The 24,215-nt window shown below is 68.1% G+C and carries 27 protein-coding genes and 1 pseudogene; 9 read left to right on the forward strand and 19 right to left on the reverse strand.

What is annotated here, in order from left to right; translation table 11 throughout:
* Window positions 1-271: 271 nt before the first annotated feature.
* Window positions 272-568, forward strand: a complete 297-nt coding sequence (locus tag QMO76_RS23510) for a hypothetical protein (RefSeq protein ID WP_306363499.1) — start codon at window positions 272-274, stop codon at window positions 566-568.
* 17 nt (window positions 569-585) lie between these two features.
* On the opposite strand, the gene QMO76_RS23515 is transcribed toward QMO76_RS23510, so the two are convergent.
* The 6 genes from QMO76_RS23515 to QMO76_RS23540 all read right to left on the reverse strand — a co-directional run bounded on the left by QMO76_RS23515 (window position 586) and on the right by QMO76_RS23540 (window position 8,437).
* Window positions 586-1,158, reverse strand: a complete 573-nt coding sequence (locus QMO76_RS23515) for an adenine phosphoribosyltransferase (RefSeq protein WP_306363500.1) — start codon at window positions 1,156-1,158, stop codon at window positions 586-588.
* A gap of 32 nt (window positions 1,159-1,190) precedes the next feature.
* Window positions 1,191-2,888, reverse strand: a complete 1,698-nt coding sequence (locus QMO76_RS23520; protein WP_306363667.1) for an ABC transporter substrate-binding protein — start codon at window positions 2,886-2,888, stop codon at window positions 1,191-1,193.
* A gap of 329 nt (window positions 2,889-3,217) precedes the next feature.
* Window positions 3,218-4,420: a protein translocase subunit SecF gene (gene secF, locus QMO76_RS23525; protein WP_306363501.1), complete on the reverse strand. Its 1,203-nt coding sequence runs from the start codon at window positions 4,418-4,420 to the stop codon at window positions 3,218-3,220.
* A gap of 2 nt (window positions 4,421-4,422) precedes the next feature.
* Window positions 4,423-6,270, reverse strand: coding sequence for a protein translocase subunit SecD (gene secD / locus QMO76_RS23530; protein ID WP_306363502.1), 1,848 nt, complete (start codon window positions 6,268-6,270; stop codon window positions 4,423-4,425).
* Window positions 6,271-6,367: 97 nt separating this feature from the next.
* Window positions 6,368-6,751 (reverse strand): preprotein translocase subunit YajC, encoded by a 384-nt coding sequence (gene yajC, locus QMO76_RS23535; protein ID WP_306363503.1) that lies wholly within the window; start codon window positions 6,749-6,751, stop codon window positions 6,368-6,370.
* A gap of 192 nt (window positions 6,752-6,943) precedes the next feature.
* Window positions 6,944-8,437 (reverse strand): NAD(P)/FAD-dependent oxidoreductase, encoded by a 1,494-nt coding sequence (locus QMO76_RS23540; RefSeq protein ID WP_306363504.1) that lies wholly within the window; start codon window positions 8,435-8,437, stop codon window positions 6,944-6,946.
* Window positions 8,438-8,475: 38 nt separating this feature from the next.
* Here QMO76_RS23540 and QMO76_RS23545 point away from each other — a divergent pair, with 38 nt between their 5' ends.
* Together QMO76_RS23545 and QMO76_RS23550 are read left to right on the forward strand one after the other, a co-directional pair.
* Entirely contained in the window at window positions 8,476-9,150 is a 675-nt protein-coding gene (locus tag QMO76_RS23545) for a TetR/AcrR family transcriptional regulator (RefSeq protein WP_306363505.1), read from the forward strand.
* Between the two features lie 113 nt (window positions 9,151-9,263).
* The gene (locus tag QMO76_RS23550) at window positions 9,264-9,812 is read left to right on the forward strand and encodes a DivIVA domain-containing protein (RefSeq protein WP_306363506.1); all 549 of its coding nucleotides are present in this window, start codon (window positions 9,264-9,266) and stop codon (window positions 9,810-9,812) included.
* Window positions 9,813-10,013: 201 nt separating this feature from the next.
* On the opposite strand, the gene QMO76_RS23555 is transcribed toward QMO76_RS23550, so the two are convergent.
* The 3 genes from QMO76_RS23555 to QMO76_RS23565 form a co-directional block, all read right to left on the reverse strand.
* Window positions 10,014-10,820 (reverse strand): TetR/AcrR family transcriptional regulator, encoded by an 807-nt coding sequence (locus QMO76_RS23555; RefSeq protein WP_306363507.1) that lies wholly within the window; start codon window positions 10,818-10,820, stop codon window positions 10,014-10,016.
* Entirely contained in the window at window positions 10,817-12,352 is a 1,536-nt protein-coding gene (locus tag QMO76_RS23560) for a cytochrome P450 (protein ID WP_306363508.1), read from the reverse strand. The genes QMO76_RS23555 and QMO76_RS23560 overlap by 4 nt, the downstream gene beginning before the upstream one ends.
* Window positions 12,353-12,447: 95 nt before the next feature.
* Window positions 12,448-12,651: a hypothetical protein gene (locus tag QMO76_RS23565; protein ID WP_306363509.1), complete on the reverse strand. Its 204-nt coding sequence runs from the start codon at window positions 12,649-12,651 to the stop codon at window positions 12,448-12,450.
* A gap of 207 nt (window positions 12,652-12,858) precedes the next feature.
* On the opposite strand from QMO76_RS23565, the gene QMO76_RS23570 reads away from it, so the two are divergent.
* Entirely contained in the window at window positions 12,859-13,440 is a 582-nt protein-coding gene (locus tag QMO76_RS23570) for a Uma2 family endonuclease (RefSeq protein WP_306363510.1), read from the forward strand.
* 90 nt (window positions 13,441-13,530) lie between these two features.
* On the opposite strand, the gene ruvB is transcribed toward QMO76_RS23570, so the two are convergent.
* The 4 genes from ruvB to QMO76_RS23590 all read right to left on the reverse strand — a co-directional run bounded on the left by ruvB (window position 13,531) and on the right by QMO76_RS23590 (window position 16,304).
* A complete protein-coding gene (gene ruvB / locus QMO76_RS23575) occupies window positions 13,531-14,622 on the reverse strand; it encodes a Holliday junction branch migration DNA helicase RuvB (RefSeq protein ID WP_306363511.1) in 1,092 nt (363 codons plus the stop codon).
* Window positions 14,623-14,631: 9 nt separating this feature from the next.
* The gene (gene ruvA / locus QMO76_RS23580; RefSeq protein WP_306363512.1) at window positions 14,632-15,237 is read right to left on the reverse strand and encodes a Holliday junction branch migration protein RuvA; all 606 of its coding nucleotides are present in this window, start codon (window positions 15,235-15,237) and stop codon (window positions 14,632-14,634) included.
* Window positions 15,238-15,555: 318 nt separating this feature from the next.
* A complete protein-coding gene (locus QMO76_RS23585; RefSeq protein ID WP_306363513.1) occupies window positions 15,556-16,074 on the reverse strand; it encodes an O-acetyl-ADP-ribose deacetylase in 519 nt (172 codons plus the stop codon).
* A gap of 29 nt (window positions 16,075-16,103) precedes the next feature.
* On the reverse strand, window positions 16,104-16,304 hold the full coding sequence (locus QMO76_RS23590; RefSeq protein WP_306363514.1) for a hypothetical protein: 201 nt from the start codon (window positions 16,302-16,304) through the stop codon (window positions 16,104-16,106).
* A gap of 602 nt (window positions 16,305-16,906) precedes the next feature.
* Between QMO76_RS23590 and QMO76_RS23595 the strand changes: the two genes are divergently transcribed.
* On the forward strand, window positions 16,907-17,794 hold the full coding sequence (locus QMO76_RS23595) for a helix-turn-helix transcriptional regulator (RefSeq protein ID WP_306363515.1): 888 nt from the start codon (window positions 16,907-16,909) through the stop codon (window positions 17,792-17,794).
* Window positions 17,791-18,000: a DUF397 domain-containing protein gene (locus QMO76_RS23600; protein WP_306363516.1), complete on the forward strand. Its 210-nt coding sequence runs from the start codon at window positions 17,791-17,793 to the stop codon at window positions 17,998-18,000. The genes QMO76_RS23595 and QMO76_RS23600 overlap by 4 nt, the downstream gene beginning before the upstream one ends.
* Before the next feature lie 747 nt (window positions 18,001-18,747).
* On the opposite strand, the gene QMO76_RS23605 is transcribed toward QMO76_RS23600, so the two are convergent.
* Window positions 18,748-19,008: a hypothetical protein gene (locus QMO76_RS23605; protein ID WP_306363517.1), complete on the reverse strand. Its 261-nt coding sequence runs from the start codon at window positions 19,006-19,008 to the stop codon at window positions 18,748-18,750.
* Window positions 19,005-19,256 carry a hypothetical protein gene (locus QMO76_RS23610; protein WP_306363518.1) on the reverse strand — a complete coding sequence of 84 codons (252 nt, stop codon included), beginning with the start codon at window positions 19,254-19,256 and terminating at the stop codon, window positions 19,005-19,007. Before QMO76_RS23610 ends, QMO76_RS23605 begins: the two co-directional genes overlap by 4 nt.
* A 221-nt stretch (window positions 19,257-19,477) precedes the next feature.
* Here QMO76_RS23610 and QMO76_RS23615 point away from each other — a divergent pair, with 221 nt between their 5' ends.
* A complete protein-coding gene (locus tag QMO76_RS23615) occupies window positions 19,478-19,912 on the forward strand; it encodes a DUF4383 domain-containing protein (RefSeq protein WP_306363519.1) in 435 nt (144 codons plus the stop codon).
* Here QMO76_RS23615 and QMO76_RS23620 read toward each other — a convergent pair.
* The 4 genes and pseudogenes from QMO76_RS23620 to QMO76_RS23635 form a co-directional block, all read right to left on the reverse strand.
* Window positions 19,909-20,106 (reverse strand): annotated as a pseudogene (locus QMO76_RS23620) (dolichyl-phosphate-mannose--protein mannosyltransferase); the annotation flags it as partial. The gene QMO76_RS23615 and the pseudogene QMO76_RS23620 sit on opposite strands and share 4 nt — an antisense overlap.
* A gap of 146 nt (window positions 20,107-20,252) precedes the next feature.
* A complete protein-coding gene (locus QMO76_RS23625) occupies window positions 20,253-21,008 on the reverse strand; it encodes a YebC/PmpR family DNA-binding transcriptional regulator (RefSeq protein WP_306363520.1) in 756 nt (251 codons plus the stop codon).
* Window positions 21,009-21,062: 54 nt separating this feature from the next.
* Window positions 21,063-21,686 carry a pyridoxal 5'-phosphate synthase glutaminase subunit PdxT gene (gene pdxT / locus QMO76_RS23630; RefSeq protein WP_306363521.1) on the reverse strand — a complete coding sequence of 208 codons (624 nt, stop codon included), beginning with the start codon at window positions 21,684-21,686 and terminating at the stop codon, window positions 21,063-21,065.
* 57 nt (window positions 21,687-21,743) lie between these two features.
* On the reverse strand, window positions 21,744-22,592 hold the full coding sequence (locus QMO76_RS23635) for an acyl-CoA thioesterase II (RefSeq protein ID WP_306363522.1): 849 nt from the start codon (window positions 22,590-22,592) through the stop codon (window positions 21,744-21,746).
* 85 nt (window positions 22,593-22,677) lie between these two features.
* Here QMO76_RS23635 and QMO76_RS23640 point away from each other — a divergent pair, with 85 nt between their 5' ends.
* Both QMO76_RS23640 and QMO76_RS23645 read left to right on the forward strand, forming a co-directional pair.
* Window positions 22,678-23,289: a hypothetical protein gene (locus tag QMO76_RS23640; protein ID WP_306363523.1), complete on the forward strand. Its 612-nt coding sequence runs from the start codon at window positions 22,678-22,680 to the stop codon at window positions 23,287-23,289.
* A 76-nt stretch (window positions 23,290-23,365) separates the two neighbouring features.
* Window positions 23,366-24,181, forward strand: coding sequence for a methyltransferase domain-containing protein (locus QMO76_RS23645; RefSeq protein WP_306363524.1), 816 nt, complete (start codon window positions 23,366-23,368; stop codon window positions 24,179-24,181).
* Window positions 24,182-24,215: the final 34 nt, after the last annotated feature.

Below are 24,215 nucleotides of genomic sequence, written 5' to 3' on the forward strand. Positions count from 1 at the left end.
TGCGAGCCACCGGGGCGCTACCTCAGAAGATCAACGTGCACAACTCCGATCGTGCGGCAATGAGACGGTCCCAAGCTATCCGGGGCTTCGCGACCGTGCAAGGGGTTTTCCTGACCCGGCCCACGGCACGGCGGCGCGGCGGCCGGTCTCGATCGCTACCGGCGGGCCGTGCGGAACCACCGCGCCCAGCTCGAACGACTGATCAACACGTTTCGGTCTCGATGCCTGTCAGGGGCTGTTTCGACCGGCGCGGGCGGGGAATCTCGAGGGTATGCCCTACACGTACTACCGCGAGAGCACCGCCGCTCGGATCATCAGTGCGGTCGGTGCGGTCTTCGCCCTGATCGAAGGCATCTACATCCTGCTGCGGGTGTTCGACGCCGAACAGACCAATCCGTTCTATCGGTTCATCGAGACCATGGCCGAACCGCTGGCGCTGTTCTTCCCGGGGCTGTTCGAGACCGGGAACGCCAATCTCGATATCGTCCTCGACTACGGACTGGCCGCCGTATTCTGGCTCGTCGTCACCGGCATCCTGGCCCGGCTGGTCTCCGGCACCAGGGCCTGATCCCGACCTCCGACGGGTCAGAGCTTGACCACGGAGGTCAGCGGATAGTCGCCCTGGCGATCCCGCCCGCCGAGGAAGCCCAGTTCGAGCACCACCGCGGCGGCGACCACTTCTGCCCCGGCCTCGGTGAAGATATCCGCGGCGGCGGCGAGCGTGCCGCCGGTGGCTAGCACGTCATCGAGCAGCAGCACCTTGCGTCCGCGCAGTTCCACACCGTCGGCGGGAATCTCCAGTGCGGCGGAACCGTATTCGAGCGAGTACTCGCGGGAGAACACCGGCGGCGGCAGTTTGCCCGCCTTGCGCACCGCGATCACACCGGTGCCGAGCAGCGCCGCCACGCCCGCACCGAGCAGGAACCCGCGCGCGTCCACGCCCGCCACCAGATCGGCGTCCGGCGCGCAGGCGGCCAGACAGTCCAGGACCGCCCGGTAGCCCTCGGCATCGGCGAATACCGGCGTCAGATCGGCGAACCGCACACCCGGGGTCGGGAAGTCGTCGTGCCACCGGGTCAGCCGCTGCACCGCCGCCTCGGCTCGCGCCGCCCGCTCACCGACCCGCTCGGGCGTCTCCACCATTTCGTGCTTGCTCATCTACACCCACTCCTCGTCACCACGCCGCAGCCTCACCGCTTCAGTACCCAGCGGTCCATGTTCCAGCCCGCACCTGCCCGGGTGGGGTTGGCGATCCCGTTCTCCATACCGTCACCGAAGGCGATGGTGCGCGGTGTGACGAACAGCGGAATCGACGGCATCTCGTTCCACAGCAGATTTTCCTGCTCGGTCAACAGATTCAGCATTACCGTCGAATTTCTCTCCGCTGCAAGCTGATCCGCGATGGCATCGTAGCGGGGATTGACGAAACCCCCGAATTCCAGACCCTGGCCGCTGTGCAGCGCCGCGACCGCGGCCACCCCCGGCAGCGACCCGGACGGCCCCGGCGCGGCCGCGGTCCCGGCCAGTACGGCGTCCACCGCGCCCTCGCGCAGCTGTGCCGCGGTGAAGTCCGGCGTCGAGGCGTCCACCACCGTGATCCCGGCGGCCTTGCACGACTCGGCGATGAGCTGGATGGTCCGCGCGCGCCGCTCGTCGGGGGCCAGGTAGCCGACACGAATGGTCGGATTCTGCAGGTTGGCCGCGCCCAGGGCCTTCTTCGCGGCGGCGATATCGGGGTTCTCGTACCGGTCCGCCGCACCGGTCACCGCCGAGTAGTACAACGAATCCTGTTGCAGGGTCCGCGAATCCAGCGGTCCGGCGCCCAGCCCCGATTCCACCTCGAAGTCCGGACGGCCGAGCTGGTTGTAGAGTTCCTGGCGCGGGGTGCACAGCGCCAGCGCGCGCCGCGCCTCCGGGGAGGTGAGTACGCCACCGGTCGACAGCACCAGCTGTTCGGCCCCGCGGCTGGGCGTGTTCAGCACCGAGAATCCGCCCAGGTCCGCGTCGCCCAAGGAGCCCGCGCCGATGTCGAGTACGCCGACGGCCTGGTCGGCGACCTTGGACTTCAGATCGAAGTTCTTGGGCCACACCACGATTCGCGGTGTCTTGGCGGCATTACCCCACCACTTCTCGTTCTTCACCAGCACCAGACCGTCGTCGGCGGTGAACGATTCGATCCGGTACGGCCCCGACGACGGGAGCAGGGTGGCGTCGATCTCGCCGGGGGTGAGGGTCCAGCCGGTATTCCAGAACTCGGCGATCCGCTCGGCCGCGGCGGTGTCGCCGGAGACCAGGGCGGTGGCCGCGTTCGGCACGTTCGCCGCCTGCGCCGCCACATGGGCGGGCATGAGCTCACCGGCGCTGAACAGCGTCTTCCAATCGGCGTAGGTGCGGCCCGGCCGGAAGGTCACGGTGGCGTCCTTGGAGCCGGGCTGGCATTCCACCCGTTCGATATCGGAGTATCCGAGGGTACTGGCGGCGTCGAAGAGTGGAACCGGCCCGCCCGGACCGGGCTTCGTGAAACGGCCGCCGCGCGCCGACCAGGCCAGCACCAGATCGTCGCAGGAGGTCGGGGTGCCGTCGGACCAGACGCCGTCCGGATTGAGCCGGTACTGGATGGTCTGCGTCTCCCCCGGCACCTCCTTGGCGGTGCCGGTATCGGTGTCGGCGACCTGCTGCCCGTCCGGACCGGTGTAGAAGAATCCGGTCAGCACGCGCGAGAACACCGCCGCCACACCGCTGTTGGCCCCGAGGGTGGTGCCGCCGTTGTAGGAGGACACCACCGCGTCGACGCCGTAGCCGATGGACGGCACCTGGTTCTTCCCGGCACAGCCCACCAGCGCCCCGGCCGCCACCGCGCCCGCGGCCACCACGGCCGCGCCGCGCACCGACCGCCGCGCCCGCGCCGGGCGGCCGACCCGCCACGCACGACCACCGGACAGCGGTGCCGCGATGTCACGGTCATCGGACACGGCTGCCACGATGTCACGACCGGCGGGCGGGGTTGCCGCGGTGTCGATCGCGCGCGCCGCGTGTTCATCCGCTCCGGCGGCGGTGCCACACTCGGCCGAGTCCGCCTTGTGCTCGGCCGAGTCGGCCTTGTGCGCGGCGCTGTCGGCTCGGGGCGGCACCGGCCCGGGGGTCGGGTGCGTGTCCGTGTGCCGTTCGTGTTCCGCCGCTTCGGTTTCGCGCCGTCCCACTCCAGTACCCCCTGAGCTCAGTGCCGTCGCTTGTGTCGTTTTCCGCTCGGCCGGGCGCCGGGGCGCGGTCCCTCCGACGTCCGCGAGCGCGGGGCCGATGCTTCGCGCGCCGCGACGGGGCGGCTGGCCGCACCAGCCCGCTGGGCGGCGGCTGAGCCCACCCGGGTGGTCATCACGCCGGAGCGCTTGGCGAGCACCTTCTTGGTGTGCGCGGCCACCGGTCCGAAGCGTTCCTTGATCGACACCAGAACCGGGACGGCGAAGAAGACCGACGAATAGGTGGCGACGATCATGCCGACCATCTGCACCAGTGCCAGATCCTTCAGGGTGCCGACACCCAGCATCCACACCGCGATGACGAGCAGACCGAGGATCGGCAGCACGCCGATGATCGTGGTGCTGAGCGAACGCATGAGTGTCTGGTTGGCCGCCAGATTGGCCTGTTCGGCATAGGTGCGCCGCATGGTGTGCGTCACTCCCCGGGTGTTCTCCTCGACCTTGTCGAAGACGACCACATTGTCGTAGAGGGAGAAGCCGAGGATGGTCAGCAGACCGATCACCGCCGCCGGTGTGACCTCGAAACCGACCAGCGAGTAGACACCGGCGGTGACGATCAGGTTGAAGAACAGCGAGGTGATGGCCGCGATGGACATATCGCGTTCGAAGCGCAGCGCGATATACAGCATGGCCAACAGGACGAACACCACCAGCGCGATCACCGCCTGCCGGGTGATCTGCCCGCCCCAGGTCTCACTGATCTCGGCGATGCTGATGGCCGCCGGACTGGGGTTGCCGTCGGGGTCCTTCGGTTGGAATGCCTGGAACAGCGCGTTCTGCAGCAGATCCGCGTCGGCGGGGTCCAGCGTCTCCGAGCGGACCTGAATCGTCGCGGTCGCTCCGGAGCCGACCCGCTGCACCGTCACGGGGCCGTGGCCGAGTGTGTCGCTGTACACCTTCTCGACCTGCTCGGTGCTCGTCCCCTCGGCGGGCAACTGGATCCGGGAACCGCCGGCGAAGTCGATGCCGAGCGTGAAGCCGCGTACCGCGATACTCGCCAGCGAAATGAGCAGCAGAATCACGCTGATCGTGTAGAACAGCCGACGGCGACTGACGATTCTGAAGCCGCCGGTGCCGGTGTAGAGGCGTTCCAGGAATCCGTGACGCGGCGTCCCGGTCGGCTCGCCGTTGCCGATGCCGGACTCCATGACCGTGTTGCTCATCCTCACGCCTCCTTCGCCGCGAGGGCGGCAGCCGCGGTCTTGCGTTCACGAGCGATCTGCGACATTATTCCGAATCCGTTGACCGCCGGCTTCGCCCAGAACGGCGACTTGGACGCCATCATCATCATCGGCGCGGTCACCAGGTACAGCACGATCACATCGAGGACCGTGGTGAGGCCGAGAGTGAACGCGAAACCCTTCACCTGGCCCGCGGCCAGCAGGTAGAGCACCACCGCGGCGATCAGGCTGACGGTCTTGCCGGACAGGTTGGTGCGCTGGGCGCGCTGCCAGCCGCGCGGCACCGCCGAGCGGAACGTGCGGCCCTCGCGCATCTCGTCCTTGATGCGTTCGAAGAACACCACGAAGGAGTCCGCCGTCAGACCGATACCGATGATCAGACCTGCCACACCGGCCAGGTCGAGGGTGAAGCCGATCCAGCGGCCCAGCAACACGATCAGGCCGTAGACGGCGGCACCTGCCATGAGCAGGGAGAAGCCCGCCAGCAGACCGAGCAACCGGTACACGAGCAGGCAGTACATCAGCACCAGCACCATGCCGATCGCGCCCGCGATCAGGCTGGCCTTGAGCGAGTACAGGCCCAGGGTGGCCGAGACCGATTCGGCTTCGGAGGTGGTGAACGACAGCGGCAGCGAACCGTACTTCAGCTGGTTGGCCAGCTCCTTGGCGGTCTCGCCGGTGAAGTTGCCGGAGATCTGCGTGTTGCCGCCGAACTGGTTGGCGGCCTGCACGACCGGGGCGCTCACGACCTGCGTATCGAGGGTGAAGGCCAGCTGCTGCTGGTAGAACTCGTTGGTCAGCTTGCCCCAGGTCTCGCCGCCGCCGGACTTGAAGTCGACATTGACCACCCAGCGCGACTGCTGCGGATCCAGCACCGCGGAGGCGTCCTTGATCTCCTGGCCGTCCAGGCGGCTCGGGCCGAGCGTGTAGACGAGCTGACCGTCGGTGCCGCAGGTGACCAGCGGCAGATTCGGATCGTCGTTACCGGCCAGCGGATCCGGCTTGGTGCAGTCCATGGACAGCATGGCCAGCTGCTGGGTCTGCGGATCGGTGCTCTGCCGCAGCGCCTTGGCGGCGGCGATCTCCTGCTGCACGTTCTGCTGCGGGGTGCCGCCCGGCTCCGGGGTGGGGGCGGGCTCGGTGGTCGGCGCGGGCTCCTCGGTCGGCGCGGCCGGTTCCTCCGTCGGCGTCGGCTCGTCGGTCGGGGCCTGCGCCGGGAACACGCGGTTCTGCGGGGCGGGCGCCTGCGCGCCGTCCGGTGCGGGAGCATCGGTGGTCACGGGCGCGTCCGCCGCCGGGGTATCGACCGGTGCGTCCGCCGCCGGGGTCTCACCCGGTGCGTCGGCCGCCGGGGTATCGGCCGGAGCGTCGGTCGCCGGCGACTCACCCGGTGCGGGCGTGTCCTGCGGCGGGGTCTGCTCGGCGGGGGGCTGCTGGCCCGGCTGCTGTGCGGGAATGGGCTGGCCGACCACCGGGCGCACGTACAGCTTGGCGGTGGTGGCGAGGGTCTTCGCCTGGGAGCCGCTGTCACCCGGCACCGTGATGACCAGGTTGTCACCGTCGATGACGACCTCGGACCCGGAGACACCGAGGCCGTTGACGCGCTGCTCGATGATGCTCTGCGCCTGGCGCAGGCTGTCCTCGCTGGGCTTGCCGCCGTCGGGGGTGCGCGGGGTCAGCGTGACCCGGGTACCACCCTGCAGGTCGATGCCCAGTTTCGGGGCGAGGGCCTTGTCTCCGGTGAAGAAGATCAGCAGGTAGATCACGGCCACCAGCGCGGCCCAGACGCCGAGCAGGCGCCACGGATGCGCCGATCCCTGGGAAGGTGGCACGGTTCGTATCTCCTAGGCGGGAATAGTTGCGGGGGCGGGCGGACACACCTCGGCCCCGCTGCCCACCCTGGCGGGTGGGCAGCGGGGCTCGGTGCGATCAGTCCTTGGTCAGGCGGGTGGTCTCGTCGGACGGCGTCGACTCGACACGCTCGGCGGTCTGCGCCGGGGTCTCCTCGATGGTCGAGGTCGCGGTCTCGGTGGATTCGGTGGTCTCGGTGGTCTCCACCTCGTCCGCGCGAACCTCGCGAATCGACTGCCGTAGCCAGGTCGTGACGACGTCCTCGGCGATCTCCAGATCGACGGTGATGTCGTCCAGATCGACAACGGTGCCGTACAGCCCGGAGGTGGTGGTGACCCGATCGCCGACCTTCAGGGAGTCCTGCATCTCGGTGACCTTGGCCATCTCACGCTTCTGGCGGCGAACGCCGAGGAACATCGGGACGAGCAAAGCAACCAACAGCAGCGGAAGCAGAAGGTCCATTCTCGAAGTCAGCCCCTAGTCATGGTCGGATGGGTGCGTATCCCCCACAGTCTGCCAGCTGTCCGAGCCACCGCCACATCGGCACCACCTTTTCCGGTGGCGGCCACCGCGCGAAGTCCGGGGTCCGGCTGCCCCCGAACCCACCCCGCCGGGGGTTCGGGGGCCGTTCGGCCCCGATCCCCCCGCCCCGCGTCAGGCGGGGATCTGCTCGTAGGTGTAGTCGTCCAGCGGGAAGCTCACCGCGTGGCGGTGGGTGGTCAGGGTGCTGTTGGGGCGCAGCAGTGCCGCTTCACCGTGCTGGTTGAAGTAGTAGCTGCGGGCCGTGGAGCACTGGCCGCCGTAGAACACCGAGGAAGCGAGCTTGTCGGTGACGGACTCCAGGAAGGCGGCATTGGCCGCCTCGGTGACCTCGAAGACCTGGGCGCGGCGGCGGAACATCTCGCCGAACAGGCGGCCCATATGCTTCATCTGCGCCTCGATGGTGGTGAAGTACGACAGGCCGCTGTAGGAGTACGGGCTGTTGAGCGAGATGAAGTTGGGGAACTTCGGGACGGAGATGCCCTCGTAGGCCTGGAAGCGGTTGTCGCGCCAGTACTTTCCCAGGTTCACCCCGTCGCGGCCGATGATCTCGATGGCCGGGAAGTTGACGTCCCACAGATTGAATCCGGTGGCCAGCACCAGGGTGTCGATCTCGGTCTTGTGCCCGTCGGCGGTGACGATGCCGTCGGGTTCGATGTGGTCGATGGAGTTGGTCTCCAGGCGCACATGCGGTTCGTTGAAGGTCTTGAAGTAGTGGTTGGAGAAGGTGGGCCGCTTGCAGCCGAAGTCGTAGTCGGGGGTCAGCTTCTTGCGGGTTTCCTTGTCGCGCACCTGCGCCCGCAGATGTGCCTTGGCGAGGGCGGCGGCGGCCTTGTTCAACGGCTTGGCCTGCTTGAAGTGCAGGACGCCGACCACCATGAGCGCTTCCAGCATGGTGGTGTTCACCAGGCGCGCGCCCTGCTGGGTGACCGGGAATCGTTCGAACAGCTGCCGCACCGGCGCGGGAATGGGGGCGTCGACCTTGGGCACCACCCAGATCGGGGTGCGCTGGAAGACGGTGAGCGCCGAAACCTGCTTGGCCAGTTCGGGAATGAGCTGCACGGCGGTCGCACCGGTGCCGATGATGGCGGCCTTGCGGCCGGTGAGGTCGTAGTCGTCCTGCCAGGCGGTGGTGTGGATGATCTTGCCCGCGAAGCCGTCGATGCCCGGGAACGGCGGGGTGTAGGGCTGGGAGAGGAATCCGGTGGCGGCGAGCAGGTAACGCGCGGTGAGGGTTTCGCCGTTCTCGATCGACACCACCCAGTGCTGCTGTTCACCGTCCCAGCGCGCACCCCCGACCACCGTGTCGAAGCGCATTCGGCGGCGCAGATCGTACTTGTCGGCCACGTGCTCGGCGTACTTCTTCAGTTCCGCACCCGGCGCGAACAGCCGCGACCAGTGCGGATTGGGTTCGAAGGAGTACGAGTAGGTGACCGAGGCGATATCCACGGCCAGCCCCGGGTAGCGGTTGACGTGCCAGGTGCCGCCGAGGTCGTTCTCGCGCTCCAGGATCACGAAGTCGCTCAGCCCGAGCCGATCCAATTCGATGCCCGCGCCCATGCCGCCGAAGCCCGCGCCGACCACGATGGCGTCGTACTGAGGTGCCACGCCGAACCTCCCATTGAAACTGATTCACGTATCACGGAATGACATCTCATTCCGTTTGTGAACACCGTATCATCGGGGGCGTGACGAAGCCATCCTCGAGAATCGAACGCCGCAAGGCCGAGCTCCGGCAGGAGATCATCGACACCGCGTTCGCCTGTTTCGCCGAGCGGGGCTATCACGCCACCGGCATCGCCGATATCGCCGCCGAACTGGGCATCGGCCACGGCACCTTCTACCGCTACTTCGCCAACAAGCGCGACATCATCGATCACGTCATCGACGATCTGGCCACCCGCATCGTGGAGGCGCTGGGCACCGAGAACGCCCCCGACGCGCCCACCAGCCTGCAGGAGTACCGCGAGCAGACCGAGCGCATCGGCGCGGCGCTGAATCACATCTTCCTGGAGGATCGCCGGGTGGCGCAGCTGCTGCTGTTCCAGGCCACCGGCATCGACTCCGAGCTGACCATGCGGCTCTACGGCCTGCTCGACACCGCCGACATGCTCACGGCCGGCTACCTCGAGCACGGCGTGGAACTGGGCTACCTGCGCGAGGATCTGGACACCCGCAATACCGCCCGCGCGGTGACCGGCATGATCCTGGCCGCGATCCTGCACGGACTGCGCGATACCCGCGACGGCGAGGAGACCGATATGTCGCAGATGACCCAGGCGATCCGCCGCCTGCTCATCGACGGCGTCCGAAAGGACTGAGCTGCCCGATCAGTCCGATAGATCCGATCGCATCTGCGCGGAATCACACTGCGAGGCAGGCAATCCCGCATGATCCGACCTCGCCCGCGACCGGCTCCGGCGCGCCGTGCACAATGACCCGCGTGACTCCCGAGGAAGTCCGACGCAAGCGATTCGGCAAAACCCGCCACCACGGCTACAGCCCGGCCGAGGTGGACGCCTTCTGCGCGCGCATAGCCGAGACCATCCTCGGCCGTGACCACCTCACGGCCGCCGATATCCGCCAGGTCCAGTTCGGCGCACCGCCGTTCGGACACCGCGGCTACGATCAGGAACAGGTCGACGACTTCCTCGACCACGTGTGCATCGAGCTGGAGTACCTGCGCCGGGGCCGCCGGATGCCCACCGCGAACGACGCGCGGGCCCTCACCCACGACGATGTGCTGCGCATCCAATTCTCCGCTCCCCCGTACGGCCTGTCCGGATACGCGGCCGAGGAAGTCGGCGCGTTCCTGGACCGGCTCGCGGCCACCCTCGCCCACGACGGCCCCGGTCGGCTCACCGCGGACGAGGTGCGCCACACCGAGTTCCACACCGTGACGCACGGCGTCCCCGCCTATCACCGCGAGGAGGTGGACGCCTTCCTCGACCTGGTGATCCGCCAGCTCGACCGACCACGCTGACCCGAAACCCTCTGGGAGACGCTGATATTCGAGTCTCCTCGCCGGTCGGACCTCGTCGCCGGTCGAGCCTCGTCGCCAGGCGGGCCTCGGGCTTCGTCGATAGTCGGGCCTTGCCGGCAGTCGAGCCACGTCCCTCGTCGGGCCTCCTCGCCGGTCGGGCTTCGTCGCTAATCGGGCCTTGCCGCCGGTCGAGCCTCGTCGCTAGTCGGGCCTTGCCGCCGGTCGAGCCTCCTCGCTCGTCGGGCTTCGCCGCCGGGCGGACGTCGGCGTCCGGGCGGCGTCGGCGAACAGTTCGCCGAGCACCGCGGCCAGATTGTCCGACCGGTCGAAGTGGTAGCCGAGTTCGGCGGCGTGACCGGCGAACACATGCCAGACCGAGGAGGCGAGCAGGCGGGCGATGGCGTCCGGATCCGCGAAGCCGGGGTCGTCGGGGGTGTCGGCCCAGTGCGTCACCACACCCTGCACGAGGCCGACCACCCCGTACACCAGCGGCCGGAACGACTCGACCTCGATACCAAGCACCGCGGCCCACGAGGAGAAGCGCTGCCAGAGGATCTCGGCGATCCGCTCACGCGCGATACTCGTGCTGGTCTGCGCGCCGTCGTGACCGTGTACCGGTCCGCCCTGCCCGAACCGGTACAGCCGCGGGTGCTCCCCCGCCCACCGCACCACCGAGCGCATGACCGCGAGAATGGCGTCGTCGGCGGATTTTCCGGGATCGAGCACCAGCCCGGACTCGAGCTCGGCGACGAATCCGCGCAGGACGAAGGCCCGGATGTGCGCGTCGAGGTCGTCGCGGTTCTCGAACTGCCGGTACACCACCGAGCGCGCCACCCCGGCGCGCTCGGCGATCTGCTGTACCGAAACCTCTTGCGCCGCATCCTGTTCCTCGATGAGGGCCACCGCGGCCGCCAGAATGGCGTGCCGCCGCTCCGTATTGTGTTCCTGCCAGCGGCGGTACCCACCGCGACGGCGACGGTGGCGGCGCGGATCGGGCGGCGGTCTCACCCGGTGGACTCCACGGCGTCGCGCCCGCGCGTCGCGTCGTCGAGGAAACGCGCCCGCATGGGCAGCGGTCCGTCGGGGCCGCCGGTGAACGAGATCTGGCGGCGCACACGCTGTTCCGAGACCGCGTCGAAGCGCAGGTGCTGGGCGAAGGTGGCGACCACCAGCGCCGCCTCCATACTCGCGAACCCCGAGGCGACGCACATGCGTTTACCCGCACCGAAGGGGATGGAGGCCCGCTTCTGCCCGCGCTCCAGGTTTTCCGGCAGGTAACGGGCGGGGTCGAACTCCTCGGGCCGCTCCCACACGCGCGCGTGGTGGTGGACGCCGTGCAGGATGACGGCCACCGTGGCGCCGGGCCGGATGGGGTAGCCGCCCAGCACATCGGCGTCCTTGGCGGTGCGGGCGAGGCCGATGACCGGTGGCAGCAGTCGCATGGTCTCGGCGACGACGGCCTGGGTCCAGGGCAGCCGGTCCAGATCGGCGGCGGTGGCGGGCCGGTCGCCGAGGACCGTGCGCACCTCGTCGTAGAGGCGGTCCCGGGCCCGCGGATTCTCCGCGAGCAGCTGCCACACCCACGCCAGCGCCGTCGCGGTGGTCTCCATCCCGGCGCCGATGAAGGTCATGAGCTCGTCGTGGATCTCCTGATCGCTGTACCGATAGCCGGTTTCGGGATCGGCGGCATCCATGAGCAGGGCGAGCAGATTGTCCTTGCGGTCGATGCGCCCGGCGCGGTGGTCGGCGATCAGGCCGTCGACCACGCGTTCGGCGTGGCGGAGATCCCGCATGGCCCGCGGTTCGACCAACCAGCCCGCGGCTCGCATGACCCGCATGGGCCAGCGGGAATTGGCGGCCTCGCCGGCACGGCCGGTGCGCCGGTGCAGCCAGGTGGCGACATTGTGCAGCGGGTGGCTGGCATTGGTCATGAATCCGCGGCCGAAGAATCGCAGCAGCCGGGCCAGCACCACTTCGGACATGGGTCCGGTGATATCGGTGCCGAACATGGTGCGCGAGGTGACATCCAGGGTGAGCCGGTTCATCTCGGCGTTCACGTCCACGGCGGCGCCGGTCGCGGACAGGTCGCGCACGCGCGCGATGGCGTCGTGCGCCGCCGCCACCATGAGCGGAGCGAAGCCGTCCACATTGCGTTTGCCGAAGATCGGCTGCACCAATCGCCGATTCCGTTGCCAGCGAGCCTCGTTCAGATCGGTGACCAGTCCGCGTCCGAAGGCCACGGCGAGCATGTCGTACTCGGGGCTCTTGGTGTAGTTGTTCTGGTTGGTCACCAGGACGTGCCGCGCCAATTCCGGGCTGCGCACGATGACGAACCTCTTGAACGGCACCCGCGCCACCATGACGTCGTCCGCACCCGGCAGCCGGGTGACGTAATCCAGCACGGTGTGGTCGCGCACTCGCGGCAGGATGCCCAGTGCCATGCGGATGGACTCGCGCCAGCGCACCGGCGTGCCGTGCCATCGGATGAAGGTCGGCGTCCAGGCGGGCGGATGCAATCTCGAATCGACAGCCTCGGCCATGGCGGGCTTCCTCACCGTGCGGAGTGAGTGGGACATGCTGTCCCACTCACTTTAGTGAGACACGGTGACACGGTCAACGGCCGTGGCGGCTCCGCTCACCGGCGCACGCGCCGCCAGCTGAAGGACCGTCCACCCAGACCCGCGCGGCCGCCGGTGCCGTACCCGGCCAGGTGCAGGGCGACGAGCAGGAACCCGGCGATGACGAGCGTGCCCGAGGTGACGGTGTCCCCGAGGGTGGCATCGACCAGATCGAAGATCAGAGCGAGACCGAAAGCCACGGCGGCGGCAATAGCGAGCATGAGTACCTCCTGTATTCGCCGCCCGGATACCCGCTGCCGGCAGGACCAATCAAGGCATTCGGTCACCAGCACCCGTATCGCGCTCGAACGCAGGACGTTCGTTGTCCCGCACCACCGCCCGACGCGCCGTCCGATCAACACGCCGAACTCGCGATATTCTGATGCCATCCGTGCCCCCACTACCAGACGCCCTCGTACCGTTAGGACATGACCGCCGTGCACGAGTCGATCATGACCACCGAGGAGTTCGAGAAACTCGCCGAGGCGGCGGATCGCATCGCGGAAGGCGTGCGACTCGAATTCATCGACGGACAATTGGGGGCCAAGGCGATGCCGGACGGGGATCACGGTCGAATCATCCAATGGCTCATCCGTCTCTTCGTGGCACTTCGCCCCGAGTTGTTTCTCACGCCCGAACAGGGGCTACGGGTCGATCGATACCGCACAGGCCGTGCCCGACCCGATGGCGTCCTGGCCGCCGCCGACGCCTTCGTCGGCCAGGGCGAGTGGGCGGACCCCGAACCGATGCTGATGGCGGTCGAAGTCACGTCCGGTGACCAGGACACCGAACGTCGCGATCGACAGGAGAAGCCGAAAGCGTACGCCGACACCGGCATTCCGGTGTACCTCTTGATCGACCGGGCCACGTGCGAACTGGTCGTCTACAGCGACCCGAACGGCGAGCGGTACGACCGCGTGCTGTCCGTCCCCTTCGGCGCGACGGTGCAACTGCCACCGCCGGTGGATGTCCACCTCGACACCGACCCGTTGAAAGCATGGGTGCGGTGAGACGCGATTCGATGTAGAGCCGCTTCACCTCGGCTCGCACCGCGCACCGACGAGTCCCCCCTGATCGTCCGCGCGACCCGGGTGGCGCAACTACTCGAAAAGGTCCAGGGTGGGCTGGTCTTCGCGGGCGCGGACCTCGATGGAACCGAAGACCAGATCGGGTGGCGGCACCAGGCCGAGGTGCTCCCAGGCGGCGGCGGTGGCGACGCGGCCGCGCGGCGTACGGGCCACCAGACCTGCGCGCACCAGGAAGGGTTCGCAGACCTCCTCCACGGTGGCGGCCTCCTCACCGACCGCGACCGCCAACGTGGAGACGCCGACCGGTCCACCGTTGAAACTGCGCACCAGCGCGCCGAGTACCGCCCGGTCCAGCCGGTCCAGGCCGAGGACGTCCACGTCGTAGACCGCGAGAGCGGCATGGGCGATCTCACGGGTGACCAGGCCGTCGGCCTTGACCTCGGCGTAGTCGCGCACCCGGCGCAGCAGGCGGTTGGCGATCCGGGGGGTGCCGCGGGAGCGGCCCGCGATCTCGGCGGCGGCGTCCTCCTCGATGCGCACGCCGAGAATCTGCGCCGAGCGCAGCAGAATCCGTTGCAGCTCTTCGGGTTCGTAGAAATCCATATGGCCGGTGAAGCCGAAGCGGTCGCGCAGCGGGCCGGTGAGCGCACCCGATCGGGTGGTCGCACCGACCAGGGTGAACGGTGCGATATCCAGTGGAATCGAGGTCGCCCCGGGGCCCTTGCCGACCACCACGTCGACCCGGAAGTCCTCCATGGCGAGATACAGCATCTCCTCCGCCGGACGGGCTATGCGGTGGATCTCGTCGATGAACAGCACATCGCCCTCGCCGAGATTGCTGAGCATGGCCGCCAGGTCCCCGGCGCGTTCCAGGGCCGGACCGGAGGTGATGCGCAGTGCCGAACCCAATTCCCCGGCAATGATCATCGCCATCGACGTCTTGCCCAAACCCGGTGGGCCGGACAGCAATACGTGATCCGGGGTGCCGCCGCGCCGTTTCGCGCCGCGCAGCACCAGCGCCAGCTGTTCACGCACCCTGGGCTGACCGATGAAGTCGTCCAAGGCTTTCGGGCGCAGGCTGGCCTCGGCCTCCCCGTCGGTCTGCTGATAGCTCGCGCTGACCGGGGAGTCGTTGTCGTCGAATTCTTCCGTGTCGTCGAACATCCGGGCGTCCTATCGGTTCTTGCCCAGCACGCTCAGCGCCGCGCGCAGCGTCTGTGAGGTGCCGAGATCGGGCTGTTCGGCCAGAATGGCGTCCACGGCGGGTTCGGCCTGCTTGACGCCGAAACCCAGCCCGGTGAGCGCCTCGACGACCTGCTCGCGCACCGGCGTGACCGCGGGCGCGGGGCCCGATCCGGGCGGACCCGATTGCACCGGAACCAGATTCACCTTGTCGCGCAGTTCCACCACCATGCGCTCGGCCCCGCGCTTGCCGACACCGGGCACCCGAGTCAGCGCGGCCACATTGGATTCGGCGAGGGCCTTGCGCAGCGCCTCGGGTTCCAGCACCGCCAGCACCGCCATGGCGAGTTTCGGCCCGACACCGGACACGGTCTGCAACAGGCCGAACAGTTCGCGCGCCTCGGTATCGGCGAAACCGAACAGCGTCATGGAGTCCTCGCGCACGATCATGGCCGTGTAGAGCCGCGACTCCGCCCCGCGGGTGAGTGTGGCCAGGGTGGCGGGGGTGGCATTGAGCCGGTACCCGACACCCGCGGCCTCCAGCACCACATGGTCGAGTCCGATCTCGAGCACCTCACCGCGTACCGACGCGATCACCCGGATACCGCCTTCCGTTGCCGGTCCAGCCTGTCCCTGTACAGCCGCCGCGCGGCCAGCCCGAGGATACGCGTCACCCCCACTCGCTCACCGCACACGAACAACTGTTCGAGAGTCTAACGGACCGGCGCGGGTCGACCGCCCACCGACACGGATCGCGGGCACACGCGATATCCCGCGTCGCGATACGAGAGAAGACGCGGTACGCGCGATAGCAGCTCGGCAGCGCGATGTGAGCGAGAATCCAGATGCGAAGCCGCCGCGGGAGACCGGCGCGGGATACGGGGCGCTGTCGACTCTCCGCCAGCACCGCGCGGGTCAGGCCACACCGCCGAGCGCCACCTCGAACGCCCGGTACGCATCCTCGGTGAACAGGACGAACCGCACTTCCCGCACGGATGTTTCGGTCGAGCACACGGTCTCCACCGCGATACGCGCCCCATCGTCGAGGGGCCACCGGAATATCCCGGTCGACACCGCCGGAAACGCCACCGTCGCCGCCCCCAGCTCATCCGCGACCCGCAGCGATTCGCGATAACAGGACGCCAGCACCGCCGACCGATCCTCACTCGCCGACCACACCGGCCCCACCGTGTGAATCACCCACCGCGCGGGCAACTTCCCGGCCGTCGTCGCCACCGCCCGCCCCTGCGGCAGCCCCCGCCCGTACCGCGACGCCCGCAGCGCCCGGCACTCGGCCAGAATCTCCGGCCCACCCTTACGATGAATGGCCCCATCGACCCCACCCCCACCCAGCAACGACGAATTCGCCGCGTTCACCACGGCGTCCACCTCCTGCTCGGTGATGTCACCGCGCACGATGAGCAACTCGACCATGCCGCCGATTCTTCCACGCGGCGGCATCGCTACGCGGCGAACGTCATCGGCCGTGAACGCTGCGGCGACCGCTGGCGTGCCTCCCGGTCGAGCCGGGAACGGATCTCGGCGACGGTGCGCCCGGCTCCCCGCCGTAGGGAATGCTCCGCCCGACGCGCGATCGCCAGTCGCCAACCGACCAGGATGCCCATCGCCGCGCCGAGTGCCAGATACACGATCGCGCCGATCATCTCGCCCACCTCGAATCATCGGAGTCGCCGTCGCGTGCCGAGCGGCGTCCGCGGCTCAATGCGGGCACCAACGCGAGGAAGTACCGCCGCGCGGCGCAATCGCCCCCGCAGTCCCGGTGCCGCGCCAAAGCCCGTTGCGCCACCTCGAAATTCAGAATCGGATGATCCGGAACCCGGTGAAAGATCGGATTATCACCCATCGCTTCAACTCCCCACATGCGGGGCATCGGCGGGCACCAGCTTCCCCGCCTCGATCAGCACACGCTTCGCCTGCGCCTTCGCCGGACACACCGAAACCGGACATGCTCTGTGAGCCTGCATGATTCGATGCGCGCGCGACGGCGTGAGCGTGGAATCCGGCACCGCGCAGTGCGCCACCGGCGGAAGTTCGTGCATCGTCGGCCACCTCCTCGAACTCTCGAATGCGTTTGAGCTGTTGAGAATCCCCTGACCTCGGGGAATGCCGTCAGTACACTCCGAAGCACGGGAATTCGGCACCCCCTGACACGCGATTCGGCCGAGATAACGCGGCATTTCCACCCAGCACGTTTCCACGGCAGAGCTTTCCAGAATTGGGTTCATCCGATAGTGAGGCAAACGAGATGCTGACCGGATCCACACTCGCCCGCCGCGCGCTGGGGCGCGAACTCAGGCGGCTGCGCGAGGCCGCCGGAATGAATCAATCCGTCGCGGGGCGAGTCATCGGGGTATCGCCCCAGACCATAGGGCGTATGGAGGACGGGCTACCGACCAAGGTGTCGGACTTGTACATCAATGCGCTGTGCGACGCCTACGCGGCCGTAACAACGGAACGAACGATGCTACTGACGCTGGCATACGAGGTACGGGCGACCCGCAAAGCGGGTGGTGGCTGGTGGCGTGCCTACGCCGATGCGATGCAGGTTGGCTTCGACCACTACATGAGCCTCGAAGAATCTGCTCAGCGGCTGGGAATCTGGAAGACGGCGGTCATACCCGGCCTGCTCCAGACCGCCGAGTACCGCCGCTCGATCGAGTGGACCCAGCATCCCGAGATGCCTCCCGAGCAGGTCGAGAAGCGAATCGAGATAGCACTCCGGCGGCAGCAGCGGCTCGGGGAAGCCGACTTCACCATCGACGCGATTCTGTGGGAAGCCGTTCTCCGCGACCAGATCGGCGGCTCGCGGGTCATGGCCGACCAGATGCAGAGACTGCTGGAGGTGTCGCAGTCGCCGAACGTCTCCCTGCGCGTCGTGCCCTTCGACTGCCGAGGCCATCTCGGATCCTGTGTGGGATCCTTTGTGATACTGGAGTTCTCGAACCTCGCGGCGACCGGGTTGACCACGCCACCCGTGGTGTACGTGGAAGAATACGCGGGAGATCTGTACCTGGAACGTGAGTCCGAAGTGAGTCGCTACCGCAACGCGTTCACCGAGATCAGCCGAGCGGCACTGGACGAGGACACCTCCAGACAGCTCATCCTGTCGATAGCGAAGGAGCACTCGCAGTGAAGATCGACCTAGCCCAGGCCGAATGGTTCAAGTCCAGTTACAGCACGTCCGGCAAAGAGTGCGTCGAGACCGCGCACCTGCCGCGCGGCATGGTCGGCGTGCGAGATTCCACCTTGGGCACCGAGAGTCCCGTCCTGCTGTTCGACGGACCGGCTTGGGACGCGTTCACCGATTCCGTCCGAGCCGGGGACTTCGACCGCGCCTGATAGCGGATCAATGCCGGTACCGGGACCATCCGGGGTAGGCGGGCAACGTTTCCGGGGGCTCATCGGACCGAACCGGGGTACGTTCGGCGGGCGCGTCGGGATCAATGATCGCCATCCAGGGAGCACACCGTTCATTGGGGGAATCACCCGGAGGATTCAGATCGACCGTCCACCCACGAAACAGGTTCTCCTCCGGAGCCTGCCACACCGGAGGACCTGGCGGGCTCGGCGGAGGGGCTACAGCTGTCGTCGTGGCAGGCTTCGACAGGTCCGGAGTCGGCGGACGATCCAGAGCTTCCATAGCGGCGCGGGTGAGGGTGGGGAATGAGTCGAACAGGTCGATGCCGGGTTCGGCGGACCAGATCACTGTGGAGTTCAGTACCTCCTCGGGCGGCGTATACACCGACGTGCCGGGTTCTGTGGGTGCGTCCGGTTCGCTCCCGGTGCAAGCGGCTGCCAGCACGCCGCTCAGCAACACTGATACGACGCGAGGATACCTACCGCTCATCATTTCCGATGCCTCCATTGATTGTAGTCAGCGGAATTTGCACTGTCGTTCTTCAGCACATTCTCGAGGGCCACCGTGTTGTTGCTATTGCCTCTGTAGAGCACGTCACGATTGTTGATCACCGCAGCCTCGGTGACCGCATTGTCATAGTCAGTCTTATCCGCCAGCCCGCCACTGTTCAATATGGACGACAAGGCGTGTATCCCGCATAAATCGCGCGTGCGTTATCGTCTTCGTTTTCAGCTTCCGCGTTTAGCTGCACGTAGGATTTCAGCGTGCCGTCGGCATTGCGGAATACCTCTGGCACGGTCGCGGGGTCGATATGCACCATTGACGAGCCCCTGCATCATGGCGTACATGCGGTTTGTCGAGTCACCGACTTCGGCGGGATTGTAGCCCTTGAATTCCGCACCATCCGCACTCTGAATCTCAAGCTCCGGGAACGGGTTCACGAAGGTCTCGTCCACCGAGATGATGTCGTTCTTGAAGAACTCTGTCACCGCCGCCGCCCCCGCGTATCCGGGGCCGAATCCGCCGAGCGCGATCTGTGCGGCGGTGTAGGCGGCGGCATACTTCTGCTGTTTGGCGGTGTCGGCGTCTGGGCATTGAGTTGCCGGTCGGCGATCTCGGCGTCGATACCGGCGTGCACCGCCCAGCGCAGATCACCGGATTGGGTGCCGAGCAGGTGTTCTTCCTCGCCATTGGCGTAGCGGTCGGCGTAAATACCACGGATCGGTCGCCATACCATCTCCTCCCCGCCCGCTCCATGCCATGTAGTCAACCATGACGGCGTCGGATTCCCATCGGTTCGGCGAGCGGAGAAATCAACGGCGCATCGCCCGCTGTTTGTCGTCCGCGCCGCAGGGTAAGTCGGCGACAGGCCCGGCATTTCGGGCAGCGCGATCCGCGGTGTCTCCGGGTGCCGGATCGTAGAAAGGTGATGAGGATATGGCGACCTACAGCACCAACATGAGACGTTGGACCCCGGTACAGCTCGCCTCCGCCGCCGTCGGCGCGGTATTCCTGCTGGTAGGCGTGCTCGGGTTCATTCCGGGCGTCACGAGCGACTTCGACACCATGAAGTTCGCGGGCCACGAGTCCGAGGCCGAACTGCTCGGTATCTTCCAGGTGTCGATCCTGCACAATATCGTCCACCTGCTCTTCGGCGTCGTGGGCCTGCTGGCGGCGCGCACCATATCGATCTCACGCGGCTTCCTGATCGGCGGCGGCGCGATCTACCTGGCCCTGTGGATCTACGGCCTGGTCATCGACAAGTCCTCCGACGCCAACTTCGTCCCGCTCAACACCGCCGACGACTGGCTGCACTTCGCCCTCGGCGTCGGCATGGTCCTGCTGGGCCTGCTGCTCCCCCGCCTGGCCAACCAGACGGTGGCACGGACCTAGCGCCAACTCGGCAGCCACAACTGCCGCTGCCACACGGCAGGCGTGATCGGCATGGCCGTGAGGATCGGATAGAGCCACACGAAGTTCGTCACGGCCATGCCGAGGTACAGACACACGATTAGCAGACCGAGGAGGCCCAGCAACATGATCAGGACCGGGGCCACGGTGGCAAACCACGGCAGCCAGGCCGCCCCACCGCAGGCCCGAACCCCCTGCACCCCAAGCCAATTCAGTGGCCCCGAGGTAGCACCCACCGGTAGCGGCAGCGCCGCTACCGCGCACCCCTTTGATACACCGACGACCCCCGCGGCATGGCCGCCGGGGGTCGTCGAGTATCGCGCTATTCCGCGTCGAGCTGCGCCAGCACCTCGTCCGAGACGTCGATATTGGTGTAGACGTTCTGCACGTCGTCGCAGTCCTCGAGGGCGTCGACGAGCTTGAACACCTTCTTGGCCAGTTCGGCGTCGGCGGGGACCGACACCGAGGGCTGGAAGCCGGACTCGGCCGAGTTGTAGTCGATGCCCGCACCCTGCAGGGCGCTGCGGACCGCGACCAGGTCACCGGGTTCGGAGATGATCTCGAACTCGTCGCCCAGGTCGTTGACCTCTTCGGCGCCGGCGTCGAGCACGGCCATCAGGATGTCGTCCTCGGAGAGGCCGTTCTTCTCCAGCGTCACGACGCCCTTGCGGGAGAACAGGTACGCCACCGAGCCGGGATCGGCCATATTGCCGCCGTTGCGGGTCACCGCCACGCGGACCTCGCCCGCGGCGCGGTTGCGGTTGTCGGTGAGGCATTCCACCAGCACCGCGACACCGCTGGGGCCGTAGCCCTCGTACATGATGGTCTGCCAGTCGGCACCGCCGGCCTCTTCGCCGCCGCCGCGCTTGCGGGCGCGCTCGATATTGTCCAGCGGCACCGAGTTCTTGCGGGCCTTCTGGATGGCGTCGTAGAGCGTCGGGTTGCCATCCGGGTCACCACCACCGGTCCGCGCCGCCACCTCGATGTTCTTGATCAGCTTCGCGAAGAGCTTGCCCCGTTTGGCATCGAGGGCAGCCTTCTTGTGCTTGGTGGTGGCCCATTTGGAGTGGCCGCTCATTCCCTACTTCCTCTTTTCAGGGGACGTGATTTCCCGATAGAGACTATCGCGCGTTCACACACCGGCGCGTGGGCGCACCATGGTGTCGACGAACAGACGGTGAACGCGCAGATCTCCGGTGACCTCCGGGTGGAACGAGGTCGCCATGACATTGCCCTGCCGAACGGCCACCATCCGGCCCGCCGCGGGCCCGGACGGCACGGTCGCCAGCACCTCCACCCCGTCGCCGATCTTCTCCACCCACGGGGCGCGGATGAACACCGCGCGCACCTGGCCGTCGTCGAGCCCGGCGTAGTCGAGATCGGTTTCGAAGGAGTCCACCTGACGGCCGAAGGCGTTGCGCCGCACCGTCATATCGATGCCGTACAGCGGCTGCATATCCGGCCGGGTGTCGAGCACCTCCGAGGCCAGCAGGATCATGCCCGCACAGGAACCGTACGCGGGCATGCCGTCGCGCAGCCGCTGCCGCAGCGGCTCCAGCAGCTCGAAGACCTCCAGCAGCTTGCTGATGGCGGTCGATTCACCGCCGGGCAGCACCAGAGCGTCCACCGCGGCGAGTTCGGCGGCCCGCCGCACGGGTACCGGATCGGCCCCGCATTCGACGAGTGCACGCATATGCTCGCGGACGTCGCCCTGTAGCGCCAGCACACCAATGGTCGGATTCACGGCTTCGAGCATACGGACCGCGGTCCTTGTGGCCCGGCACACCCGGGGTGGCTCAGGCTGCGCGGCAGGTCAGTTGGTGCCGGGCGGGAACGACGCACCCGGCTCGCGCAGCGTGCGGATGAGCCCCTCCTGCACCACGACCGCCACCATCTCACCGCGCTGATTCCAGATGCGACCGGCGGTCAGCGCCCGGCCCAGCCCGGCGGACGGCGACTGCTGGTCGTAGAGCAGCCAGTCGTCGGCGCGGAACGGGCGCAGGAACCACATGGCGTGGTCCAGCGAGGCGTTCTGGGTGGGCTCGTCGGGGTGGATGACCTTCGAGGACCCGAGCAGCGTCATATCGCTCATGTAGGCCAGCGTGCAGACGTGGAACAGCGGATCGTCGGGCAGCGGATGCCGGTAGCGGAACCACACCTGCTGCTGGGCGGCCAGGCCGTCGCGGCGCGACACCTGCTCCTGCGGAATGGTGCGGATATCCCAGTGCTCCCATTCGCGCATGGCCCACAGCCGTTCCGGGCTCATGGTGGTCTTGGCGTCGGGCAGTTCGTGCGGCGGCGGCACGGCGGGCATGGTGTCCTGATGCTGCGGGCCCTCGTCGCCGATGTGGAACGACGCCGACATGGTGAAGATAGCCTCACCGTTCTGCACGCCGGTCACCCGGCGGGTGCAGAAGGAACGCCCGTCGCGAATCCGGTCGACCAGGTACACGGTCGGCTCCACCGGATTGCCGGGCCGCAGGAAGTAGCCGTGCAGCGAGTGCACCTGGAAGCGCGGTTCCACGGTGCGCACCGCCGCGACCAGCGCCTGCCCGGCGACCTGTCCACCGAATGTGCGCGGCAGCTGCGTCTTGGTGGACGCGCCGCGGAAGATGTCGCGCTCGATGTGCTCTATCTCGAGGGCCTCTTCGATCGTCGCCATGCACCGTCCCTTTCCGGATTGTCCGGCTCAGGCTAACAACCTGGTGGCGACGTTCGGGCGAACGGTGCCGGGTATAGATGATGGGGTGCCCGAGTTCGCCGCCCTCACCCCGGAGGCTCTCGCCGACCGCATCGCCGACCGCGCCTTCGCCCTGCCCGCACCCGCCGTGGTGGCGGTGGACGGCGCGGACGCCGCCGACCCGGTGCGTTTCGCCCGCACCGTCGCCGACCGGGCCGTCGGCCACGGCCGCGCCGCCGCTGTGATCGCGCTGCACGACTTCGTCCGCCCCGCCTCCCTGCGCTACGAATTCGGCCGCACCGACGAGTTGTCCTACCGCACCGCCTGGTTCGACTACGCCGCCCTGAACCGCGAAGTGCTGCAACCACTCCGCGACCACCACCGCTACCTCCCCGCCCTCTGGAACGAGCGCACCGACCGCGCCGCCCGCGCCGCCACCCGCGCGACCCCGCCGAATACCGTCCTGTTCGTCGCGGGCCCGATGCTGCTCGGCCGCGACCTGCCCTTCGATCTCACGGTATCGCTGCGCATGTCCGACGCCGCCCTGCGCCGCACCACCCCCGAAGCGGACCACTTCACGATCGCGGCGCTGCGCGCACACGAACGCGAGCACCCCGACGAACCCGACATCACCGTCGCCTGGGACCACCCCGGTCGCCCCGCCCTCCGCCTGCGGTAGCCCGGTGCGGCGGTGCCAGCGAGCTCGCGGCGCGTTCGCGGCCCTCACCAAGCCGAACTCGAGGTACAACGGCATCATGACCGAGCACACCGCCGAGCCGTCGTTTCACGCCGATCGAGTCGGGGACGAGGAGCAGCAGGAGTTTCTCGTCGAGGTGCTCGATGCGCAGGCCGCGTTGCCGGGGGTGCGGCGGCTGCGGGAGTGGACGCGGGCGGCGTTGGAGATCGCGGCCGGGGATCGGGTGCTGGATATCGGGTCGGGTACCGGGTCGGAGGTGCTGGCCATGGCCCGGCTGGCGGGGGCCGGGGGCGCGGCGGTCGGGGTGGATCCGAATCCGGGCATGTTGACGGAGGCGCGGGCGCGGGCCGCGGCGGCGGGGATCGCGGCGGAGTTCGTCGAGGGCAGCGTGTACGGACTGCCCTTCCCCGACGACAGTTTCGACGCCGTGCGCTGCGAGCGCGTCTACCAGCATCTCGACCATCCCGGGCGGGCCACCGCGGAGATCGCCCGGGTGCTGCGGCCCGGTGGGCGGGCGGCGCTGATCGACAGCGACTGGTCGACCGCCATCATTCATCCGGGCGATCCGGATGTCGTTGCGGCACTGTTGGAGTCGTGGCTGGCCCAGACCGCAAACCGCCATTCCGGCCGCCGCCTGCCCGGCCTGCTCGCCGCGGCGGGGCTGACGGTCGACGAGATCGGCGCCGATGCCGTGGTGTGGGACCGGACCTTCATCGACACCATGCTGGCGACGGGTCTGGAGCAGGCCGTCTCCGCCGGCGCCGTCACCCCCGACCAGCGCGAGCGGTTCCTGTCCGAACTCGCCCGCGGCGCCGAGGCGGGCGACTACCACTGCTCGGTGACCATGTTCGCGGTGGTCGCCCATCTGCCCTGACGCCCGCGGTCGCCGCCTCCTGCATGACGGCCGC

The sequence above is a fragment of the Nocardia sp. CC227C genome (assembly GCF_030767025.1).
Taxonomy (GTDB): Bacteria; Actinomycetota; Actinomycetes; order Mycobacteriales; family Mycobacteriaceae; genus Nocardia.

What these genes read in the sequence shown, in the direction of transcription:
- QMO76_RS23545 (WP_306363505.1), top strand. Translation starts at nt 8,476, where the DNA reads ATGACATCTCATTCCGTTTGTGAACACCGTATCATCGGGGGCGTGACG.
- QMO76_RS23635 (WP_306363522.1), bottom strand. Translation starts at nt 22,592, where the DNA reads ATGGCGACGATCGAAGAGGCCCTCGAGATAGAGCACATCGAGCGCGAC.
- QMO76_RS23595 (WP_306363515.1), top strand. Translation starts at nt 16,907, where the DNA reads ATGCTGACCGGATCCACACTCGCCCGCCGCGCGCTGGGGCGCGAACTC.
- QMO76_RS23550 (WP_306363506.1), top strand. Translation starts at nt 9,264, where the DNA reads ATGACCCGCGTGACTCCCGAGGAAGTCCGACGCAAGCGATTCGGCAAA.
- yajC (WP_306363503.1), bottom strand. Translation starts at nt 6,751, where the DNA reads ATGGACCTTCTGCTTCCGCTGCTGTTGGTTGCTTTGCTCGTCCCGATG.
- QMO76_RS23645 (WP_306363524.1), top strand. Translation starts at nt 23,366, where the DNA reads ATGACCGAGCACACCGCCGAGCCGTCGTTTCACGCCGATCGAGTCGGG.
- QMO76_RS23610 (WP_306363518.1), bottom strand. Translation starts at nt 19,256, where the DNA reads ATGGTATGGCGACCGATCCGTGGTATTTACGCCGACCGCTACGCCAAT.
- QMO76_RS23615 (WP_306363519.1), top strand. Translation starts at nt 19,478, where the DNA reads ATGAGACGTTGGACCCCGGTACAGCTCGCCTCCGCCGCCGTCGGCGCG.
- QMO76_RS23510 (WP_306363499.1), top strand. Translation starts at nt 272, where the DNA reads ATGCCCTACACGTACTACCGCGAGAGCACCGCCGCTCGGATCATCAGT.
- ruvB (WP_306363511.1), bottom strand. Translation starts at nt 14,622, where the DNA reads ATGTTCGACGACACGGAAGAATTCGACGACAACGACTCCCCGGTCAGC.
- QMO76_RS23625 (WP_306363520.1), bottom strand. Translation starts at nt 21,008, where the DNA reads ATGAGCGGCCACTCCAAATGGGCCACCACCAAGCACAAGAAGGCTGCC.
- QMO76_RS23590 (WP_306363514.1), bottom strand. Translation starts at nt 16,304, where the DNA reads ATGATCGGCGCGATCGTGTATCTGGCACTCGGCGCGGCGATGGGCATC.
- QMO76_RS23565 (WP_306363509.1), bottom strand. Translation starts at nt 12,651, where the DNA reads ATGCTCGCTATTGCCGCCGCCGTGGCTTTCGGTCTCGCTCTGATCTTC.
- QMO76_RS23570 (WP_306363510.1), top strand. Translation starts at nt 12,859, where the DNA reads ATGACCGCCGTGCACGAGTCGATCATGACCACCGAGGAGTTCGAGAAA.
- QMO76_RS23585 (WP_306363513.1), bottom strand. Translation starts at nt 16,074, where the DNA reads ATGGTCGAGTTGCTCATCGTGCGCGGTGACATCACCGAGCAGGAGGTG.
- pdxT (WP_306363521.1), bottom strand. Translation starts at nt 21,686, where the DNA reads ATGCTCGAAGCCGTGAATCCGACCATTGGTGTGCTGGCGCTACAGGGC.
- QMO76_RS23560 (WP_306363508.1), bottom strand. Translation starts at nt 12,352, where the DNA reads ATGGCCGAGGCTGTCGATTCGAGATTGCATCCGCCCGCCTGGACGCCG.
- QMO76_RS23515 (WP_306363500.1), bottom strand. Translation starts at nt 1,158, where the DNA reads ATGAGCAAGCACGAAATGGTGGAGACGCCCGAGCGGGTCGGTGAGCGG.
- secF (WP_306363501.1), bottom strand. Translation starts at nt 4,420, where the DNA reads ATGAGCAACACGGTCATGGAGTCCGGCATCGGCAACGGCGAGCCGACC.